Genomic DNA, 19,929 nt, shown 5'->3' with positions numbered 1-19,929 from the left:
AAGGGGGTCGGCCCCTGCCCGAAAGGGGAACAGGCCGGCATAATGGGGTTCTGTACGGCGGATGACGTGAGCGCAGATTCATCGACCATGAACGGGGCCATCGTGGACCACACGATGCTCACCGCATTGCTGCTTGTGGCGCAGCACCACGGCGTCCATCTCTCGCGAGAGCAATTGGTTCGGACCTATGCCGAGGGTGAAGGTGAGGTCAAGCGCGCCGTCCTGGTGCATGCCGCCGACGAGAAGGGCTTCCAGGCCCGGGCCGTCCGCATGAACTGGCGGCAGCTGATGCGCCTGGGCCGGGCGGTTCCCGCCATCCTGTGCCTGAAGGACGGGACAGCCCTGGTGCTGACCGGCGTGTCGCCCAGCGTTTCCCCGCCCATCATCTATGTCCGTGAGCCGGGCCAGGCCAACCAGATCCGCCCCCTGGACGAGATCGCGCTGGATGAGATCTGGGCCGGCGACGTCGTCCTGATGAAGCCGAAGAACACCGAGGCGGAGGAGCGGGGCCTGTTCGGGCTGGGTTGGCTGGTGGGTGAGGTGCTGCGCGAGCGCCGCATCTTCCGTGACGTGGGCCTGGCCGCGCTGATCATGAGCGTTTTCGCCCTGGTGCCGCCGCTGGTCTATATGGTCGTGGTCGACCGCGTCCTGGTGCACCAGCGCATGTCCACCCTGGTGGTCCTGGCCGTCGGCGTGGGGTTCGTGGTCGTTTTCGACACCGCCTTCGGCTGGCTGCGCCGCTACCTGGTGGCGGAGGGCACCGCCCGCATCGACGGCCGCCTGACTGCTTTCGTCTATGACCGCCTGCTGGGCTTGCCCATCGAGGTGTTCGAGGGCCTGTCCACGGGCCTCATCAACCACCGCCTGAACGAAATCTGGCGTGTGCGCAACTTCCTGACGGGCCAGCTGTTCGGCACCGCGCTCGACACGATGACCCTGGTCATCATCATCCCGGCCATGTTCTTCATGAACGCGATCCTCAGCCTGTGGGTGCTGGGCATCGCCTGCGTCATGTTCCTGGTCGTTCTGCTGTACATGCCGGTGATCGGGCGATACCACGGCAAGGTTGTGGAGGCGGAAACCCGCAAGAACTCTTTCATGATCGAAAGCATCCATGGCATGCGGACGATCAAGTCGCTGGCGCTGGAGGGCAGCAAGCGGCGCGGGTGGGACATGCGGGGCGCCCAGGCGGTGAAGGCCCATCGCAACCTGGCGCTCGTCGCCAACCAGCCCCAGACCATCCTGCAGCCGCTGGAGAAGCTGACCTATTCCGGCACCTTGTTGCTGGGCTGCTATATGGCGCTGTCGTCCGACCAGGCGGCGCTCGCCGGGTCGCTGGTGGCATTCACCATGCTGGCCAGTCGCGCCACCCAGCCGCTGGTCCAGATTGCCTCCATGCTGCAGCAGTTGCAGGAAGTGCGCGGCGCCATCGGCCAGGTCGCCTCCATCGTCAACATCCCGCCGGAAGAACTGCGGTCGGACCATGGCCTGCGCCCCCGGTTCCATGGGCACATCAGCTTCGAGGATGTCAGCTTCCGCTACCCCGGCGCTCAGAACAAGGCGTTGGACCGGGTCACCGTCGACATCCCGCGGGGCAGCGTCGTCGGCGTGATGGGGCGTAGCGGCTCGGGCAAGACCACCGTGACCCGCCTGCTGCAGGGCCTGCACCAGGATTACGATGGCCTGATCAAGATCGACGGCGTCGATTTGCGGCAGATGGACATCAGCCACCTGCGGTCCAACCTGGGCGTCGTGCTGCAGGACAACTTCCTGTTCAGTGGCAGCGTGCGTGAGAACATCGGCGCCGCCCGGGCCGACGCCTCGTTCGAGGAGATCATCGAGGCCGCCCGCATGGCCGGCGCCGAGGAGTTCATCGAGCGCCTGCCGCGCGGCTACGACACCTTCCTGGCCGAGGGGTCGACCAATATCTCCGGTGGTCAGCGCCAGCGCATCGCCATCGCCCGCGCCCTGCTGGTCGATCCGCCCATCCTGATCCTGGACGAGGCAACCAGCGCCCTGGATCCGGACAGCGAAGCCATCATCAACAGCAACCTGCAGCGCATCTCCGAAGGCCGGACGATGGTGGTCATCTCCCATCGCCTGACCTCGCTGGTGGATTGCGATATGATCGTGGTGATGGAGCGCGGACGGGTCTACGACGTCGGCACCCATGAAGAATTGCTCCAGCGGTGCGATATCTATCGTCACCTCTGGTTCCAGCAGAATCGCCATCAATCTTCCGGAGTTCCCAATGAGCGCGCGCTCTCTGGTCCCGACGCCCCGCGGGAGTGACGCCGTCGTCGCCCAGGCGATCAACGACTTCCAGTCGGAGATCGCCGCGGTCGTGGGGGCCCCGTATCCCAAGCCGGTGCGCAGCACGCTGTACACCCTGTCGGCCATGGTGGCCGTCGCCCTGATCCTGGTTTCCGTGGTGAAGCTGGACGAGGTGGTGACGGCCCCCGGCAAGGTGGTGTCGCGCACGCCCAGCATCGTGGTGCAGCCGCTGGACACCTCCGTCGTCCGGTCCATCATGGTGCGGCCGGGACAGGAGGTGAAGAAGGGCGACCTGCTGGTGACGCTGGACCCGACCTTCGCGTCCGCCGACGCCTCGCAGCTGCGCGACCAGGTGGCGTCGCTGACGGCCGAGGTCGCCCGCCTGGAGGCGGAGCAGGCCAAGGCGGTCTACGATCCCGGGGAAGATCCGACCACGCAGGCGGCCTTGCAGCTGTCCGTCTGGCGGTCGCGCCAAGCGGAATACAAGGCCAAACTGGCGAACTACGACCAGAAGATCGAGTCAGCCCAGTCCACAATAGTGCGCAGCCAGCGGGACATGGAGTACTTCAAGTCCCGCGTGGCGGTGACCTCGGAAATCGAGGACATGCGCGCCAAGCTGGAAAAGAAGGAATACGGCAGCCGCCTGAACACCCTGCTGGCGCAGGACAGCCGCACCGAGATGATGCGCAACCTGGCCAGCGCTGAGCAGCAGGCCCGGTCGGCGTCGCATGACCTGGAAGCCATACGATCGGAGCGGGAGTCCTTCCTGCACCAGTGGCAGGCGGACCTGGCCCAGGATCTGTCCAGCAAGCGGACGGACCTGCAAAAGGCCAGGGACGACCTGTCCAAGGCGGAACGCCGCAACGACCTGGTGGAGATGCGCGCCATCGAGGACGGCTCCATCCTTGCCGTGGGCGACATTTCCGTCGGCTCCGTCGCCAAGAGTGGCGACATGCTGGTGACCCTGGTGCCGGCCAACGCGCCCCTGGAGGCGGAGGTCGACCTGGACGGTGCCGACCAAGGCCATGTCAAGCTGGGCGACAAGGTCGAGATCAAGCTGGACGCCTATCGCTTCGTCGAGCATGGGACGGCCAAAGGCATTCTGCGCAGCGTCAGTGACGACAGCTTCACCCGCCAGGACAATGGCCAGCCGACCTCGCGGCGTTTCTTCCGGGGCCGGATCGAGATCACCGAGGTCAAGCTGCACAATGTCGGCAAGGATGGCGTGCACTTGGTCCCGGGTATGCCGCTCAGCGCCGACATCATGGTCGGGCGCCGCACCATCCTGATGTACCTGATGGAAACGGTGCTGCGCCAGGCGTCCGAGGGGATGCGCGAGCCTTGATCGGCATCCACGTGAACGGCATCCGGGGGATCACTGCGCTACGCGGCGGGACATGGTCGGCTTTTCGACGCTGATAGATCGGGCCGCCACATGGCGGATCGGGCGGTCGTCCGCCGATTGGTCCCTGGCCATGGCCTACCGCCTGGCTGCCCGCGGCGATGATGTCGCCGCGGCGCGGGCGTTGGCGGCTGCGGCCCGGGCGGGGTCAATCGAGGGGATGCGCGGGCTGGCGGATGCGCTGATGCAGGGGCGCGGTGTCCTGCCCGACCCGGCGGCGGCGATCCGCTGGATCACGGCCGCGGCGGAGGCGGGCGACACCAATTCCCAGGCGCGCCTGGGCGCGCTGTACGCCAACGGCTATGGCCGCGCGCCGGCGGAAGGCGACACCGGCAGCACCTTCCACCTGCCGGTGGACGTCACGTTGGCGCGCCTATGGTCGGAGAAGGCGGCGATCCAGGGCCATGTCGAGGCCCAGGTACTGCTGGGCTGGCTGCTGTCGCGGCGCAGCGGGTCTGACGGCGATCCCGCGCGGGCCGCGGAGTGGTATCGCCGCGCTGCGGACGCCGGCAGCCATGCGGCCAAGGTGGGCCTGGCCATGATCCTGTCCAATGGCGATCTGGGGGAGCCGGACGCGGCCGCCGCGGTGCGTCTGTATGAAGAAGCGGCGGCCGTCGGCAATCCCACCGCGATCTATTACCTGGCCATGGCCTACATGCTGGGCGAAGGCACGCCCCAGGATTTGGACCGTGGCGTGGCTGCCTTGAAGCAGGCGGCGGATCTGCAGGTGGCGGGGGCCCAGCGGTCGTTGGGCGTCATGTACATGCGCGGCCAGAACGTCGCCCAGGATGGCGCGGCGGCGGAGACTTGGCTGCGCCGCGCCGCCCTCAAGGGGGATGTCGAGGCCATGGCGCTGCTGGGGGACCTTCACGCCGGCCGGCTGGCCCGCGTTCCCAGCGATATCGAGGCGGCGCAGTGGTATCAGGCGGCGGCCGACCGCGACCATGCCGGGGCGCAGATGGCGCTGGGGCTGGCCTACGCCGGCGGGCGGGGACTGCCCAAGGACGTGTTCGAGGCGGTGCGTTGGTTCAGCAAGGCGGCCGACAGCGGTTTCGTTCCGGCCCAGTTCCGCATGGGCATCTGTCACCTGGGCGGCGAGGGTGTCCCCCAGGACTATGCCAAGTCCGCCCACTATTTTCGCATAGCGGCCGAAGCCGGCCACGCCGACGCCCTCTACAACCTGGGTGTCCTGCATTATCACGGCTATGGCCTGGAGAAGAACGAGGCCCAGGCCATGGTCCTATACGGCCAGGCTGCGGAGAAGGGCAGCGCGTCGGCCCAGTTCAGGGTGGGGCGTGCCTATGCGACCGGGGCCGGCTTGCCGCAGGACGATGCCGCCGCCCTTGTGTGGACGCGGCGGGCGGCGGAACAGGGGCATATGCCGGGGCAGGTCAATCTGGCGCGCATGCTGCTGGCCCAGGCGCATGGGGCACAGGGGGCCGCCGCCGTGGCGGAGGCCCGGGCCTGGCTGGAAAAGGCCACGGCCGCCGGCAGCGGTGAAGCCATGAGCACCCTGGCCGAGTTGATCGCCGCCCATGACGGCGCGGCGGGCGTGGAAACGGCGCTGGAGTGGGCCCGCCGGGCGGCCAAGGCGGGTGATCCCCGCGCGCCGCAGGTGGTTGAGGCCCTGGAGGCCCGCGCCTTTCGCGGTGAGGTTCGCTGATAGGGCCGCGCCCCTCAGTGCACCCGGTTGCGCATTGACAGTTGCAGATGATGCAGGATGAGGCTGGTGTCGTATGAGGGCGAGGAGGCGCGGATGACCTCTTCCCAGCGCTGCACGCAGGGGATGCCAACGGGATTGCGCTGCAGCAGATCGCGTTTGATGAACGGGCTGGCCTTGCGGGCCACCAGGTAATCCCAGAAATAATGGGTCTGGTTCAGGGGCCGCCCCTGGTTGATGGCCTTTTGCAGCTGGCGCAGATAGGGCAGAATCTGCCCTTGGCTGTTGCCATGGTTGTCGACCACGGCGTCCTGCTGCTTGGACCGGTCCAGCGCCTCGTTCAGCGGCTTCGAAATTTCGGAAACCACGCTGCGGTAGGGCAGCAGGGCCCGGCACTGGATGCCGGCCCGCAGGAAGAAGCGCGTCATGCCGATTTCATAATCACGGATGACCCAGCGCTTGCGCCGGTAATAGCGAACCTTCTTCCAGAACTTCAAGAAGCTGGGATGCTTCAGGGCCGCATGATGGAAAATCAGGAAATAGCTCTGCAGGTGGAAGTGGCGGTCCCAGCTGTCGGTCAACCCCCAGATACCCGCCTGGGCCGGGTCCGCCTGGCGGACCACCTCCGCCAGATCCTGCAGGGGGCCGTAGATGCTGTCGTTGGTGATCAACAACTGGTCCAGGGCGCCGGGGTCCGGGATGAGGGCGATGGCGTCCTTGAACGCGCCGAAGTCCCAGCCGATATTGCGCCGTTTCAGCACCCAGGCGACATGCGGCAGCACCTTGCCGGTTTCCTTGGCCGACAATTTGGGACAGTTGCTGGCGAAGATGACGGCATAGCCGGCCTCCGCCAGCTTGGCGACGAAATAGACGACATAGTCATGGACAATGCCGCGTGGGTCATAATGGTTGAAGATGGCGACCTTGCGGGCCCCGTCCAGCGGCAAGTGGCCGGGAAGGCTGGCCTTGACCGTGGCCAGTCGGGGCAGGATGGGTGCCGCCAGGCAGCGCGCCAAGTCCGCGCCGTCGACCAACAGCATCGGCAGTCGGACACCCTTCTTGAGCATCTTAAGGAACGTGTCAGACATGAAACCGATAAATCCCCCGCCTTGGATACCCATTATAGGCGATACGCTGGAGTTCTGAAAGCAAAGCTGTCGACCATCGCGCGGGGGCCAAACCCGCCAGGTCGACGCATGAAAGAAATGGCGCTACTTCTACGCTACCGTGGTGAAAGGTGCTCGCGGATCAGGCCGGTATCATAGTTGGAAACCCTGGATACAACGTGTTCCCAATCATCAACATTGGGAATGTTGGCCGGATTCTTTTGCAGCAATTCGCGTTTGATGAAAGGAAAGCCCAGGCCCACGGTCAGTTCGTACCAGAAAAAATGGGTCTGGTTGATGGGAATGGAAGCCTTGATGCGGTTGGCGAGCATTTGCGCGTACCCGGCCGGTGATGTCCTGTCCGCTTTGGGCGGCGCGGTTCGCGGCGTATGGGACCGCATGAATGTTTCGGTGACGGTGTTGTAGGGGAACAGCGCCTTGCAGCGCAGCCCGCCGTCCTGCAGCATCCGCGTCAGCCCGATCTCATATTTCTCGATGATCCAATGCTTGCGCCGGAAGCAGCGGACGCCGTCCCAGAACCGCCGGAAGGCCTCGGAGCGCAGCGCCCGCTGGTGGAACAGCAGGAAGAAGCTTTGCAGGTGATAATGGCGCTCCCAGCTGTCGGTGCTGCCCCAGATGTCGGCCTCGGCCGGTGTCGCGCGGGCGATCAGGGGATCCAGGTCGTAGAGGGGGCCGAAGACGCTGTCGTTGGTGATCAGCAGCATGTCGCGCTCTTCCAACCCCGGCACCAGGGAAATGGCCTCGCGATAGGCGGCGAAATCCCAACCGATGTTCTGGCGGGAAAAGGCCAGCGCCACGTCCGGCAGCAGGGGCGCCACCGTCTGGTCGCTCAGGCAGGGCGTGTTGCTGGCGAAGACCACGGCGAAACCCGCTTCCCGCAGCTTGCGGACATGATAGCGGACATAGGGGGCGATGGTGTCGGTTCGCGCGAAGTGCATGAAGACGGCCACCCGGGCCGCGCCGTCCAGCGGCACCTGGCCGGTCCAGCTTTTCTCGATCCGGCCCACCGCAGGAGGTGGGGGGAAAAGCAGCAACTCGGCGTAATCGGCCGTACGCGTGATCAGCAGGCGGCTGCGATAGGCAACTTGGCGGACGATACGGCGAAACAGGTCACGCACTCAAACACATCCTAACCACACATCCGGCTCGCCTTTGGCTAACCACACATCCGCCTCGCTCTATCGGGGTGGCGTGCGCCGGCCGCCAAAAGCCTGATCGACAAGGCGAGCGCCCGCCCCTTTATGCCCGAGACGGTGTGGCCAAACAATGTCGAGAACCGGAGGGCGGCCATGGCGTCGCAGCAGATGTTCGTCTGGAGAACGTTTGTTCGGGAATGCACAGCTGTTCCTGGTGCGTGGCATGGCTCATTCCCGCCGATCCGGTGCTATCGTGGCCCCCGCCCTTCAAGAACGGCGGGAGGAGTGAGAGATGCCTGGATTGCTGGACCCGCTGTTCCGGGGCGGGGCGGTGGACGCGGTGTTCACCGATACCGCCACCGTACAGGGCATGCTGGATTTTGAGGCGGCCTTGGCGCGGGCGGAGGCGGGGCTGGGCATCATTCCCCCGGCCGCCGCCGCCGCCATCGCCGCACACTGCCGGGCCGAGCGTTTCGACCTGGATGCCCTGGGCCATGCCGCGGCCAAGGCCGGCAACACCGCCATTCCCCTGGTTAAGGCGCTGACGGCGGGGGTGGCCGCGGCTGATCCCGACGCCAGCCGCTTCGTTCATTGGGGCGCCACCAGCCAGGACATCATGGACACCGGCCTGGTCCTGCAAATCCGCCAGGCCCTGCCACTGGTGGACAAGGACTTGGACGCGCTGGAGGGGCATCTGGCCCGCCTGGCGGCCACCCATGCCGAGACACCCCTGGCCGCGCGCACCTGGATGCAGCAGGCCCTGCCCACCACCTTTGGGCTGAAGGCCGCCGGGTGGATGGCCGCTGTCGGTCGCGCCCGCCGGGCCTTGGCCACGTCCGGGCGGGACTGCCTGGTGCTGCAGTTCGGTGGGGCCGCCGGCACGCTGGCCGCCCTGGGGGACCGGGGGCTGGATGTCGCGGCGGCCCTGGCCGTTGATTTGGATTTGGCCTTGCCCGACTTGCCTTGGCACGGCCACCGCGACCGGCTGGTGGCGCTGGGTGCGGCGCTGGGCCTGGTGGCCGGCGTGCTGGGCAAGATGGCCCGCGACCTGTCGCTGCTGATGCAGACCGAGGTGGGCGAGGCGTTCGAGTCGGCGGAGGCCGGCAAGGGCGGGTCGTCCGCCATGCCGCACAAGCGCAATCCCGTGGCCTGCGCCGTCGCGCTGTCGGCCGCCACCCGCGTGCCGCCCCTGGTCGCCACGCTGTTCGCCGCCCTGCCGCAGGAGCAGGAGCGCGGCCTGGGCGGCTGGCACGCGGAGTGGGAGACCTTGCCGGAAATCTTCCGCCTGGTGGGCGGCGGCCTGCGCGTCATGGCCGACGCCATGGCCGGGCTGCAGGTGGACGCCGGCCGCATGCGCGCCAACCTCGACATCACCCGGGGTCTGCTGATGTCGGAATCGGTCGTCATGGCGCTGGGGCAGGCCCTGGGCCGGGGGCCGGCGCACAGCCTGGTGGAAAAGGCCAGCCGCCAGGCGGTGGCCGAGGGCCGCGGCCTGGGCGGGGTGCTGGCCACGGTGCCGGAGGTCATGGCCCACCTGTCGCCGGACCAACTGGCGGTGGCGCTGGACCCCGCCAGCTACCTAGGCATGGCGCCGCAATTCGTCGCCCGAGCCCTGGCGGCTCGTTCACGTGATGTTTGATCAAGGCCGATCAAATGCCCCCTCAATCGGCGGTCGCGGTCGCGCCCCCACCCGTCTCGCGATGCATGAGGAAGACGCACCATGCCGTTGATTACCCTGGATGATGGCTGCAATCTGAGCTACCGCGTCGATGGTCCCGCCGACGCGCCGCCCCTGGTGCTGTCCAACTCGCTGGGCACCGCCATGGCGATGTGGGAACCGCAGATGGCGGCCCTGGCCCAACACTACCGCGTCATCCGCTATGACAGCCGGGGCCACGGTGCCAGCGATGCGCCGGCCGGCCCTTACACCATGGAACGGCTGGGCCAGGACGTGCTGGGCCTGCTGGATGAGCTGGACATTTATCGCGTCCGGTTCTGCGGCCTGTCCAAGGGCGGCATGGTGGGCCAGTGGCTGGGCATCAACGCCGGCCAGCGGCTGGACCGCCTGGTGCTGGCCAACACCGCCGCCTACATGGGCCCGGCGGAAAGCTGGCAGGGGCGCATGGACCTGGTGGCGGCCCAGGGCATGGCGGCCGTCACCGAGGCGGTGATCCAGCGTTGGTTCACCCCCGGCTTCGTGGCTGCCCAGCCGGATGCCGTGGACGGGGTGCGCCGGCTGCTGCTGGCCACCAAGCCGCAGGGGTATGTGGGCTGCTGTGCCGCCATCCGCGACATGGACCAGCGGCCGCAACTGCCCGCCATCGCCGTGCCCACCCTGGTCATCGGCGGCACTCAGGACCCTGCCACCCCGCCGGAGAAGGCGCGGGAACTGCACGCCAACATCAAGGGCAGCACGCTGGCGATGCTGGAGGCCGCGCACCTGTCGAATGTCGAGCAGGCGGACGCCTTCACCGCCGCCGTGATCGATTTCCTGGCCTGAGGAGCAGACCCATGGATGAGAAAGAGCGTTTCGACCTGGGCCTCGCGACCCGCAAGTCCGTGCTGGGGGAGGCCCACGTCGACCGGGCGCTGGCCGGCCGCACCGAGTTCAACACCGAGTTCCAGGACCTCATCACCCGCTATGCCTGGGGGGAGATCTGGACACGGCCCGCCATCGACCACCCCACCCGCCGCCTGCTGACCCTGGCGATGATGATCGCCCTGAACCGGGGGGAGGAGTTCAAGATGCACGTCCGCGCCGCTGTGCAGCACGGTGTGTCCCGCGACCTGATCAAGGAAGTGATCCTGCAAAGCGCCATCTATTGCGGCGTGCCGGCCGCCAACACCGCCTTCCACCAGGCGGCGGAGGTGTTCGCGGCGCTGGACGGGGCGGGGGCTTAAGCCCCGTCCTCCATCTCCCGCGCCACCGCCTCCAGCTGCCCGCGCAGCCAGGCCTGGGCGGGGTCGTGCTGGCCGCGCAGGTGCCAGGCCATGTACATGCGCAGGGCGTCGGTGCCCGGCGGGGCCGTGGCCAGCAGGTCGGGGGGCAGGGGGGCGGCATCGAAGCCCGCCAGTTCCACCCTGTGCAGCCGGCCGGGGATGCAGGCGATCAGATCGGTGCCGCGCAGGAAGGGCGCCAGGCCTGAGAAGTTGGCGACCGACACCACCACGTCGCGGTGGATGCCCAGCCCCTCGAGCGCCTTGTCGAAGTTCAGCGGGTCGGCCGAGGGGTGGACCACGGTGACGTGGCGCCCGGCCAGGAAGGCGGCGGCACCGGCGGGGGCGGACCGCCGCGTGCCGTCGAAGACGCAGACATAGCGGTCGTCGAACAGCCGCTTCTGGATGATGTCCAGCCCTTCCGGCGGGGCGGGGGAGATCAGCAGGTCGCAGCGCGCCTCCCGCAGCATCTCGTTGGTGGGGCGGCCGGAAGGGATGACCTGCAGGCGGAAGTCCGCCAGCTGCGCCGCCGCCCGGGCGTAAAAGCGGGGCAGCAGCAGGTCGCGCTGGAAGTCGTTGGCCGCCACCGTCCAGGACAAGCGGGCCTGCGCCGGGTCGAAGCCGTCGCCGGCCGTGAGGGCCTTCAGCCCATCCATGAGCAGCCGCGCCTGGGGCACCAGGCGTTCCGCATGCTGGGTGGCGACGATGCGCCGTCCGGACTTCACGAACAAGGGGTCGCCCACCAGGCGGCGCAGGCGGTTCAGCGCGTGGCTGACGGCCGACTGCGCCATGTCCAACCGCCGGGCGGCGGCGGAGACCGACCCCTCCTCATACACCGTCACGAACAGGCGCAACAGGTGGCCGTCCACGCCCAGATGATCGAAGCTGCCCATACCGGCCCCGGCTTATCCATGAACCATATCGATGGATTATATGCCCATGCATGGGATTTTCAGAACCATCGATTGCTCTAGGGTGGGGGTGAAAGATGTGGGCGCCGCATCGTGGCCCGCCTCTCAAAAACCAATTCCCGGGAGGACGGGACCTGAGATGAGTAGCGATACCAGAGAGTTCCCCTGGGGAGAATTCACCCGGCGCGACCGTGCCTGGCATCCGCCGGCCTTCACGCCGCCGTACAAGACGTCCGTCCTGCGCTCGCCGGGCAAGGCGCTGGTGTCCCTGCGCCAGTCGATTGGTGAGCGCACCGGCCCCGTGTTCGGCCACGGTGACCTGGACCCCTTGGACAATGACCTGATCCGCAACTACATCACCACCGGCGGCGAGGCCATTGGTGAGCGCATTATCGTCCACGGCCGCGTGGTGGATGAGATGGGGCGCCCGGTGAAGGGCAGCCTGGTGGAGGTCTGGCAGGCCAACGCCGGCGGCCGATATCGCCACGGCAACGATCGCTACCTGGCGCCGCTGGACCCCAATTTCGGCGGCTGCGGTCGCTGCGTCACCGACGACGACGGGCGCTATTTCTTCCGCACCATCAAGCCGGGGCCTTATCCCTGGATGAACCACAACAGCGACTGGCGCCCTTCGCACATCCATTTCTCGCTGTTCGGCAACGCCTTCGCCCAGCGCCTGGTGACCCAGATGTATTTCGAGGGCGACCCGCTGATCCCGCTGTGCCCCATCATCGGCACCATCCGCGACAAGGCGGCGGTGGACATGCTGGTGGCCAAGCTGGACATGAACGAGATGGTGCCCTTCGACAGCCTGGTCTATCGCTTCGACATCGTGTTGCGCGGCCGCCGCTCGACCTTCTTTGAGAACCGGCCGGAGGGGAACTGAGCCATGCCTGTCCCGTACCTGAAGGAAACCCCCTCGCAGACCGGCGGCCCCTACGTCCATATCGGCTGCCTGCCGCATTTCGCCGGCCTGAACCTGCGAACCCAGGAGAAGCTGCACGTCCTGGCGGGCGGCGGCGTGCCAGGCGAGCGGATCCGCATCGAGGGCGTGGTCTGGGACGGCTCCGGCCATCCCCTGCGCGACGTGATGCTGGAGTTGTGGCAGGCCGACAGCACCGGCACTTATAACGCCCCCGGCTTCCGGGGCTGGGGCCGCGTGGGCGCTGACCCGCAGACGGGCCTGTGGGGGTTCGAGACCGTTCGTCCCGGCGCCACGCCCTGGATCGACGGCCGGCCGCAGGCGCCGCACTGCTCCCTGCTGCTGTTCGCGCGCGGCATCAACATCCACCTGCACACCCGCATCTATTTCGATGACCGTCCCGAGGCCAACGCCGCCGACCCCGCACTGCTGTCCATCGAGCTGGTGAACCGCCGTCAGACCCTGATCGCCACACGCCAGGCCGGGGGCCAAGGCGGATCGGAGGTGCCTACCTTCCGCTTCGACGTCCATTTGCAGGGCGAGAAGGAAACGGTGTTCTTCGACTGCTGACCGTTTCCCTTCGACGTGCTGGAAAGGCCCGGTTCGCCCGGCCGGGTCTCTTCCGGCCCTATTCCTCGTAGCGGCCGGCGGTCTACCGGTCACGCTCATAACCGCGGTTCAGCGGAAAGGGCGGCAGCCAGGCTTCGCGCCGGATGATCCAGTTCTCATAGGTCGGCTTGAACTGGTCAGGCGTATCCAGGGATCCCAGGTTCACCAGCCGCCGGTATGTCGTTCCATGTCCCTGTCTCCCTGTATCAGTCTTCGCACACCTCGATGCCGGCGGCGGCTAGCAACAGGTGCTGCTGGTCAGCCGCGATCTTCAGGCCGTCGTAGCCGGCCAACTGCCGGATGTCCAAGCCGCTGACCTCCGCCCCGCGCAGGTCGGCGCCATCCAGTTTGGCGTCGGTGAGGGTGGCCTGGAACAGGTCGCTATCGCGCAAATCCGCGTCCGTCAGGTCGGTGGCGTGCAGGTCGGTTTCCCGCAAGCGGCAGCGGGTGATCACGGCGTCGCGCAGCGACAGCCGCGACAGGTCGGTCAATTCGAAGGTGCAGTCGCGGAACGTGGCGCGATGCACCGTTTGCGCCCGGCTGAGCGCGTGGTGGAAGTCCACCAGGTGGAAGCGTGCGCCGAAGAAGGTGCAGTCCTCCGCCTCCACGTCGAACAGGGTGCAACGGTCCAGCGTGGCGAAGGACAGGTCGCAGCGGCTGAGGCGGGCGGCCCGCAGGTCGCTGAAGGCCAGGGTGCAGCCGGCGGTCTTGTCCTCCGGGTCGATGAAGCGGCACTCCTCCAGCACCGCGTCGCGCAGTTTGGCGTGCGACAGGCGGCAGCGGATGAAGTGGCAAGCGCGAAAGCGGGCGTCGCTGAAGTCGATGGCGGTGAAGCGCACGTCCTCGAAAACACAATTCTCGAACCGGCAGCCGGCGGCATCCAGGTCACGCCAGTCCATGGCGGTGAAGCGGGCGTCGCGGACCAGGCCGGTGGCCAGCAGGTCTTCCAAGGTGTCGATGTCCATCCGGCCAGCCTAATCAAACACGGGAAGGGGCCGAGGATAACGTGGCCGGGCCTGGCGTCATCGTGCCTTCTGCGCAGGGTGCGGCGGCTCGTTCCGCACCACCGCGGTCAAGGCGCATTGGGTCAGCACCAGGGCCAGCAACAGGCCGGTCGCGGCGTGGCGGAGGGGACGGGTCATGGGGCGGCCATCGGCTGAGGGCGGGACGCTGTTGAAGTAGAACCCACCGCGCGTCCGCCAATGCACCCGTCCTTCCGGTATCAGCCGAATTAACCTTGGGGCGTGTAATCCAGCCTGGGATACCAGTACGGCGGCCGCCCGCCGGGTGTGCAGTCCAGCACCATCCACAAGGGCGCCGGGTCGGGCGAGCCGCGCGGATCCTGGCCGGGATCCGTGGTGGCGCCGGTCATCTCGCCTGACCAGAAATGGCGGATGGTGCCGTCGCGCCGGGTGGGTTATATCGCGTGGTCAGATGGGCAGCCCCACATAGTTCTCGGCCAGGGCCGTGGCGGCGGCGCGGGAGCTGACGACGTAATCCAGGTCGGCCTCGCGGATGCGATGCTCGAAGGGGCTGGCGGCCTCATCGGTGTGCAGCATGGTGGTCATGTACCAGGAGAAGCGCTCGCCTTTCCAGATGCGGGCCAGGCAGGTGGCGGCGTAGGCGTCGAGGCCGGCGCTGTCGCCCTTGGCGTAGAATTTCTCCAGCGCGCGGGACAGCACCAGCACGTCGGCCACAGCCAGGTTCAGGCCCTTGGCGCCGGTCGGCGGCACGATGTGGGCGGCGTCGCCCGCCAGGAACAGCCGGCCGTGACGCATGGTCTCGCAGACGAAGCTGCGCATGGCGATGATGCCCTTCTGGATGATGGGCCCCTCGGTCAGGGTCCAGCCGTCCACCGTCTCCAGCCGCTGGTGCAGTTCAGACCAGATGCGCGCGTCGGGCCACAGGGCCATGTCGTCCTTGGGATCGCATTGGATGTACAGGCGCTGGATCTCCGGCGACCGCATGCTCAGCAGGGCGAAGCCCCGATCATGGCGGGCGTAGATCAGCTCATGGTGGGATGGCGGCGCCTCGGTCAGGATGCCCAGCCAGCCATAGGGGTAGATCTTCTGGAACTCCTTGCGCGCCGCGGCCGGGATGGCCTGGCGGCTGGGGCCGTGGAAGCCGTCGCAGCCGGCGATGAAGTCGCAGGTCAGCACGGCGGGCGTGCCATCGGCCTGGGCGTAGGTGATGAACGGCCGGTCGGTGGCGACGTCGTGCAGCGCCACGTCCTTCACGCCGAAATGGATTTCGGCACCCTGGGCCAGGCGGTGGGCCACCAGGTCCTTGATCACCTCATGCTGGGGATAGACCGTCACCTTCTTGCCGCCGGTCAATTCCACCATGTCCAGGTGATGGCTCTGCCCCTTGAAGCGCAGGGTGATGCCGGTATGGAAATGGCCCTCGCGCATCATGCGCTCCCCCACGCCCAGCTGGTTCATCAGGTCGACGGTCCAGTTCTCCAGCACGCCGGCGCGGATGGTGCCCTCGATCTCTTCCCGGGTGCGGGATTCGAGAATGACGCTGGCGATGCCGTGCCGGTGCAGCAGTTCCGACAGGAACAGCCCGGCCGGACCGGCGCCGATGATGCCGACCTGGGTGCGGATCTGGGTGCGGATCCGGGGTGTTGCGACCATGGGGTGGGCCCTCCCGAGCCTGGCGATTTTTATCCTGGGCCGCCTGGACCAGGCCGGCCGACCCCGGAACGATAGGGGTGGGCGTGGCTTTTCTGGAATGGACGGGGGTTCACAAAAATTGGATTTTTTCGCAACGATCGCCCAAGATAACCATCTGCCCACCTAACGTGGCATGGCAACAGAACCATCGAGCCTATCGATACATGTTATTGGTCATATCGATCTATCCTTGGCATTTTTCCACCACGCCGACGCGGCGGTCATGAGCCGTCCGGACATTCCCGTCTTTTCCCTGTATGGCGAGGCGCCGGCCACGGCCGAGGACCGCTTCCTGCATGTAGAGTTGATCGAGGATCGTAGCAGCCTGGTGGACTGGCGCATCCGCCCGCACCAGCATGGCGACCTGGTGCAGTTCCTGGCCATCCGCGCGGGCGGGGGCCGGGTGCAGGCGGACCAGCGCACCTGGACCTTCGATGGACCCACCCTGATCCTGGTGCCGGCCGGCGTGGTGCATGGCTTCGCCTTCGCCCGCGGCACCATAGGCTGGGTCGTCACCCTGTCCGACCGCATTCTGCGTGGCCTGGCCCAGCGTGATCCCGCCTTCGCCGTCCTGACGCGGGAACCCGCCTGCCTGGACATGGCGGGGCAGGGGCAGGCCTTCGCCGCCGTGCTGGCCGCCGCCGGCGGCATCTTAAGTGAATTGCGCGGCCAAGATGCCGGCCGTCGCGCGGCGGCGGAGGGGCATATGCTGGTGCTACTGGCCGCCATGCTGCGGGTGGCACGCCCGGCCGAGGCGATGAACGCGGCGGCTGGCGGCCGCTCCGGCCAGGTGGCGCTGGTGGCGGCCTTCCGCGCCCTGGTGGAGCGGCACTACCGCAGCCATCGGCCGCTGGACGCTTACCTGACGGAGTTGCGCACCTCCTCCTCCACTCTACGCGCGGCCTGCCTGGCGGTCACGGGGCGGCCGGCCATCGGCCTGATCCAGGACCGGCTGATGACCGAGGCCAAGCGCCTGATCCTCTACAGCGGCCAGACCATCGCCGCCGTCGCCTATGAACTGGGCTTCGAGGATCCGGCCTACTTCTCCCGCTTTTTCAACAAGCAGAGCGGCGAGGCGCCCCGTGTCTGGCGAGGGCGGCTGATGGCGGACTGGCCGGTTGCCGATACCGCCTCGCTGGAACCGCCGGACCCATTGGCGTCCCCGGTCGCCGACACCTGAACAACGGCTTGCCGGGCCCGCGCCTGGCGGGTGTGGTCGCCTGCCGGCTAAATGATTTTGATTCTTAACGGTACGAATGTTGCGCTTAATCCGGTAGTCGCGGCCGCCTATCAGGGGCGGCCTGTCGCCTGACAACACGGGGGCGCGAGGGTTCCGATGACCGCATGGCACTTGATCACCGATCAGTTCCCCGTCGAGCAGCGTCGCGACGTATGGCGCGACGCGCTGGAAAAACTGAAGCTTCCACTGGACCATTTGCCGGAAGACGAAGACTTCTTCGCCAAACTTTTTTGCTTAAAGTCACCTCTTGGCATCGAATTCGCCCGCATCACTTCCTCGCCGCAGGAAATATCCGGCCGTCTGATGAAGAAATTGGACGCCGTTTGGCTGATTGTCTTGATCGAGGGAAGCGCCACCTTGACTCATCCGGGTGGTAAACTGGAGCTGGCGCCGCAGGATATCATCTATGGCCAGACGGGAATCCCCGCCTCGTTGTCCTTCAGCACCAAATTCCAGGTCCTTTATGCTCTTATACCCAAGTCGGCCGTCAACCCTCGATTGATAACGCCGCTATCTTTCGGTGTTTTGCATTTGCCGGGGCGGTCAGGAATTGGGCACGTGCTTTCGGGAATGCTCAAGGCTTTGGCAGAAACATTCGGCACTTTGACCGAAGGTCCGCTGCGGCCTATCGACATGGCACTGTCGGAGTTCCTGATGACGGCCCTGGCCGACAATCCGCAGGTGCAGACGGCGCGCGGGTCGGCCGGTATCCGCTCCATGGCGCTGCAGCGCATCTGCCAGATCATCGAGACCCGGCTCAGCGATCCCGACCTGACGCTGGAGGATGTGGCCAACGAATATGGCGGCTCCGCCCGCTATCTGCAAAAGCTGTTCAAGGAGGTCGACCAGACCTTCAGCGGCTATGTCCGCAACCGGCGGCTGGAACGCTGCCGGCATGACCTTATCAACCCCACCTTCGCCCATCTGGGCATCTCCCAGATCTGCTTCCGCTGGGGCTTCAACGAGGCGGCGCACTTCAGCCGCGCCTTCCGCGACCGGTATGGCACCACCCCGCGCGCGTACCGCCAATCGGCGGGCCTGGCCGATAACGACAACGGCGATTTCCAGGTGCCGCCCGGCGTGGGCGCGGAGGGTGCCACCGTCCATCAGTTCGCGGAGTAAGGCGCTTCCCGTACGATCAAACGGCGCCCTGCTGTGGGGCGCCGTTTGGCATCGCGGCGATTTCAAATGGTCAGGGATCGGGGCTGGCTTGGGCGCCCTTAAAGGTCCACCACCAGCATTTCGCTGACCGCGCGGGAACAGCAGGGGGTGAACAGGCGATTGGCCTTATGCTCCGCCTCCGTCAGGACGCAGTCGCGATGCTCCGGCGTGCCGTCCAGCACGCCGGTGATGCAGGCGCCGCACACCCCTTCGGCGCAGGAAATGGGCAATTCCACATTGGCGCCGGCCAGGGCCTCGGCCGCCGTCTGGTCCGCCATGACGGGGATGACGGCACCGGTGGAGCGCAGGCGCAGCAGGAAGGGGCGGTTGGCCCCGGCATTCGCCCCGGCATCGGTGGCGAAACGCTCCAGATGGACATGGCTTTCCGGCCAGCCCAGCCCCTGGGCGGTGGCGGTCGCCGCATCCAGCAGCGTTGCGGGGCCGCAGAGGTAGAGATGGCGGCCGGGTGCCGGCGGCCCGATCAGCCGGGCCAGATCGGGCCGTCCCGTTTCCGCCGTCACGTGCAGGTGCAGGTTCTCCGGCCCCACCGCCTGGCGGGTGGCATCCAGCAGGGCGGCGCGGTCGCGCCGGCGGACCAGGTAATGCAGGGTGACGCCGCCATCCCCCGCCAGGTGGGACGCCATGGACAGCAGGGGCGTGATGCCGATGCCGCCGGCGATCATGATGTGCGTGGTCGCCCCCGCCGCCAGGGTGAACAGGGCGCGGGGCCGGCGGATGCGCAGGGTGTCGCCCGCCGCGACCGTGTCGCACAGGGTGCGCGATCCGCCGCGGCCCTCGGCCTCCCGCTGCACGGCGATGCCATAGCGGCGGATATCGGCCGGCGCGCTGTACAGGGAGTACTGGCGCGTCAGGCCGGTGCCATCCACCGCCACATCAATGTGCGCGCCGGGCTGGAAGGCGGGCAGGGGGGCGCCCGCCGGGTCGGCCAGGTCGAACAGGAAGACGTCGCCCCCATCCCGCACCTTGGCGGTGATGCGTACGGGGAACCAGTCATCGGCGCCGGTCATCGTCCCATACTCCGTCAGGCGGCCAGGTCGCCGAAGGCGACGCTTAGCATGCTGAGCGAGCCGTGTTCCACCCGGTCGTTGACCAGGGTGACGGTGTCGCCCGGCTGGCGGGTGCCCAGCACATAGAGGAAGGGCAGGAAATGGTCGGGCGACGGGATGCTGGCGGCGGCGTCCGGCCCGGCCTTCTGGAAGTCGATCATGGGCTGGGGCGTGTCGCTGGCGACGCACTGCTTCACCAGGTCGTTGAAGCGGGCGGCCCAAGGATAGGGCGGGGTGCTGGGGTCCCAGTTCATGCGCCCCAGGTTGTGGACGACATTGCCAGTGCCCACGATCAGCACGCCCTCATCGCGCAGGGTCGCCAGTTTCCGACCCACCTCGAAATGATGGGCGGCCGGCTGGGTCCCGTCCATGCTCAGCTGCACCACCGGAATGTCGGCCTTGGGGAAGGCCTTCACCAGCACCGACCAGGTGCCGTGGTCCAGGCCCCACTTCTGGTCCTGGATCACGGGCATGGGGGCCAGCACCTCCGCCACGCGCTGGGCCAGGGCCGGGCTGCCCGGCGCCGGATAGCGGACATCGAACAGGGCCTGGGGAAAGGCGCCGAAATCATGGATGGTGGGCGGCCGCTCCATGGCCGTCACCGCCGTGCCCCGGGTGTACCAGTGGGCGGAGATGACCAGGATGGCCTTGGGCCGCCCCAGCCGGGTGCCGAGGCGCACCCATTCCCGGGTGCAGACGTTGTCCTCCAGGGCGTTCATGGGGCTGCCATGGCCGAAGAAGATGGTGGGCAGGCGGTCGGTGGTCATCTTTTTAGTCCCTCAGGCGGCGGGAGCCGGCGTTCGCCGGT

At 67.4% G+C, this 19,929-nt stretch carries 19 protein-coding genes; 10 read left to right on the top strand and 9 right to left on the bottom strand.

Going from position 1 to position 19,929, the window contains the following annotated elements; genetic code table 11:
- The first annotated feature begins 87 nt into the window (after positions 1-87).
- The 3 genes from FBZ89_RS21265 to FBZ89_RS21255 all read left to right on the top strand — a co-directional run bounded on the left by FBZ89_RS21265 (position 88) and on the right by FBZ89_RS21255 (position 5,339).
- Positions 88-2,292 (top strand): peptidase domain-containing ABC transporter, encoded by a 2,205-nt coding sequence (locus tag FBZ89_RS21265; RefSeq protein WP_246172416.1) that lies wholly within the window; start codon positions 88-90, stop codon positions 2,290-2,292.
- Positions 2,252-3,619: an HlyD family type I secretion periplasmic adaptor subunit gene (locus tag FBZ89_RS21260; protein WP_246172414.1), complete on the top strand. Its 1,368-nt coding sequence runs from the start codon at positions 2,252-2,254 to the stop codon at positions 3,617-3,619. Before FBZ89_RS21265 ends, FBZ89_RS21260 begins: the two co-directional genes overlap by 41 nt.
- A gap of 130 nt (positions 3,620-3,749) precedes the next feature.
- On the top strand, positions 3,750-5,339 hold the full coding sequence (locus tag FBZ89_RS21255; protein ID WP_186457490.1) for a tetratricopeptide repeat protein: 1,590 nt from the start codon (positions 3,750-3,752) through the stop codon (positions 5,337-5,339).
- 14 nt (positions 5,340-5,353) lie between these two features.
- Here the strand turns inward: FBZ89_RS21255 and FBZ89_RS21250 are convergent, their stop codons facing one another.
- Entirely contained in the window at positions 5,354-6,424 is a 1,071-nt protein-coding gene (locus FBZ89_RS21250) for a rhamnan synthesis F family protein (RefSeq protein ID WP_186457489.1), read from the bottom strand.
- A 134-nt stretch (positions 6,425-6,558) separates the two neighbouring features.
- Positions 6,559-7,581: a rhamnan synthesis F family protein gene (locus FBZ89_RS21245; protein ID WP_145751932.1), complete on the bottom strand. Its 1,023-nt coding sequence runs from the start codon at positions 7,579-7,581 to the stop codon at positions 6,559-6,561.
- A 310-nt stretch (positions 7,582-7,891) separates the two neighbouring features.
- Between FBZ89_RS21245 and FBZ89_RS21240 the strand changes: the two genes are divergently transcribed.
- The 3 genes from FBZ89_RS21240 to pcaC all read left to right on the top strand — a co-directional run bounded on the left by FBZ89_RS21240 (position 7,892) and on the right by pcaC (position 10,500).
- Complete coding sequence (locus tag FBZ89_RS21240; protein WP_145751930.1) at positions 7,892-9,238, top strand: 3-carboxy-cis,cis-muconate cycloisomerase; 1,347 nt, start codon at positions 7,892-7,894, stop codon at positions 9,236-9,238.
- Positions 9,239-9,319: 81 nt separating this feature from the next.
- The gene (gene pcaD / locus FBZ89_RS21235) at positions 9,320-10,099 is read left to right on the top strand and encodes a 3-oxoadipate enol-lactonase (RefSeq protein ID WP_145751929.1); all 780 of its coding nucleotides are present in this window, start codon (positions 9,320-9,322) and stop codon (positions 10,097-10,099) included.
- Positions 10,100-10,110: 11 nt separating this feature from the next.
- A complete protein-coding gene (pcaC, locus tag FBZ89_RS21230; protein WP_145751927.1) occupies positions 10,111-10,500 on the top strand; it encodes a 4-carboxymuconolactone decarboxylase in 390 nt (129 codons plus the stop codon).
- Here pcaC and FBZ89_RS21225 read toward each other — a convergent pair.
- A complete protein-coding gene (locus FBZ89_RS21225) occupies positions 10,497-11,429 on the bottom strand; it encodes a LysR family transcriptional regulator (protein ID WP_145751925.1) in 933 nt (310 codons plus the stop codon). The genes pcaC and FBZ89_RS21225 overlap by 4 nt on opposite strands.
- Positions 11,430-11,586: 157 nt before the next feature.
- Between FBZ89_RS21225 and pcaH the strand changes: the two genes are divergently transcribed.
- Together pcaH and pcaG are read left to right on the top strand one after the other, a co-directional pair.
- A complete protein-coding gene (pcaH, locus tag FBZ89_RS21220; protein WP_145751923.1) occupies positions 11,587-12,333 on the top strand; it encodes a protocatechuate 3,4-dioxygenase subunit beta in 747 nt (248 codons plus the stop codon).
- Positions 12,334-12,336: 3 nt separating this feature from the next.
- On the top strand, positions 12,337-12,939 hold the full coding sequence (gene pcaG, locus FBZ89_RS21215) for a protocatechuate 3,4-dioxygenase subunit alpha (protein WP_145751921.1): 603 nt from the start codon (positions 12,337-12,339) through the stop codon (positions 12,937-12,939).
- An 82-nt stretch (positions 12,940-13,021) separates the two neighbouring features.
- On the opposite strand, the gene FBZ89_RS31960 is transcribed toward pcaG, so the two are convergent.
- The 4 genes from FBZ89_RS31960 to pobA all read right to left on the bottom strand — a co-directional run bounded on the left by FBZ89_RS31960 (position 13,022) and on the right by pobA (position 15,614).
- Positions 13,022-13,144, bottom strand: a complete 123-nt coding sequence (locus FBZ89_RS31960) for a hypothetical protein (protein WP_281292036.1) — start codon at positions 13,142-13,144, stop codon at positions 13,022-13,024.
- Between the two features lie 40 nt (positions 13,145-13,184).
- Positions 13,185-13,943 carry a pentapeptide repeat-containing protein gene (locus FBZ89_RS21205; protein WP_145751919.1) on the bottom strand — a complete coding sequence of 253 codons (759 nt, stop codon included), beginning with the start codon at positions 13,941-13,943 and terminating at the stop codon, positions 13,185-13,187.
- Between the two features lie 266 nt (positions 13,944-14,209).
- Positions 14,210-14,350: a hypothetical protein gene (locus tag FBZ89_RS21200; RefSeq protein ID WP_246172412.1), complete on the bottom strand. Its 141-nt coding sequence runs from the start codon at positions 14,348-14,350 to the stop codon at positions 14,210-14,212.
- A 58-nt stretch (positions 14,351-14,408) separates the two neighbouring features.
- Positions 14,409-15,614, bottom strand: a complete 1,206-nt coding sequence (gene pobA / locus FBZ89_RS21195) for a 4-hydroxybenzoate 3-monooxygenase (RefSeq protein WP_186457488.1) — start codon at positions 15,612-15,614, stop codon at positions 14,409-14,411.
- Between the two features lie 229 nt (positions 15,615-15,843).
- On the opposite strand from pobA, the gene FBZ89_RS21190 reads away from it, so the two are divergent.
- Together FBZ89_RS21190 and FBZ89_RS21185 are read left to right on the top strand one after the other, a co-directional pair.
- Positions 15,844-16,833 (top strand): helix-turn-helix domain-containing protein, encoded by a 990-nt coding sequence (locus FBZ89_RS21190; protein WP_211115302.1) that lies wholly within the window; start codon positions 15,844-15,846, stop codon positions 16,831-16,833.
- A gap of 156 nt (positions 16,834-16,989) precedes the next feature.
- A complete protein-coding gene (locus tag FBZ89_RS21185; RefSeq protein ID WP_145751916.1) occupies positions 16,990-18,015 on the top strand; it encodes an AraC family transcriptional regulator in 1,026 nt (341 codons plus the stop codon).
- A gap of 98 nt (positions 18,016-18,113) precedes the next feature.
- Here the strand turns inward: FBZ89_RS21185 and FBZ89_RS21180 are convergent, their stop codons facing one another.
- Together FBZ89_RS21180 and ygiD are read right to left on the bottom strand one after the other, a co-directional pair.
- Entirely contained in the window at positions 18,114-19,082 is a 969-nt protein-coding gene (locus tag FBZ89_RS21180) for a PDR/VanB family oxidoreductase (RefSeq protein WP_145751914.1), read from the bottom strand.
- A 14-nt stretch (positions 19,083-19,096) separates the two neighbouring features.
- A complete protein-coding gene (gene ygiD, locus FBZ89_RS21175) occupies positions 19,097-19,888 on the bottom strand; it encodes a 4,5-DOPA-extradiol-dioxygenase (protein WP_145751912.1) in 792 nt (263 codons plus the stop codon).
- Positions 19,889-19,929: the final 41 nt, after the last annotated feature.

This window comes from Nitrospirillum amazonense (genome assembly GCF_007828045.1).
Lineage (GTDB): Bacteria > Pseudomonadota > Alphaproteobacteria > Azospirillales > Azospirillaceae > Nitrospirillum > Nitrospirillum amazonense_C.
Note: the sequence above shows the minus strand (reverse complement) of the source record. Positions and strands in the feature narration are given on the sequence as shown.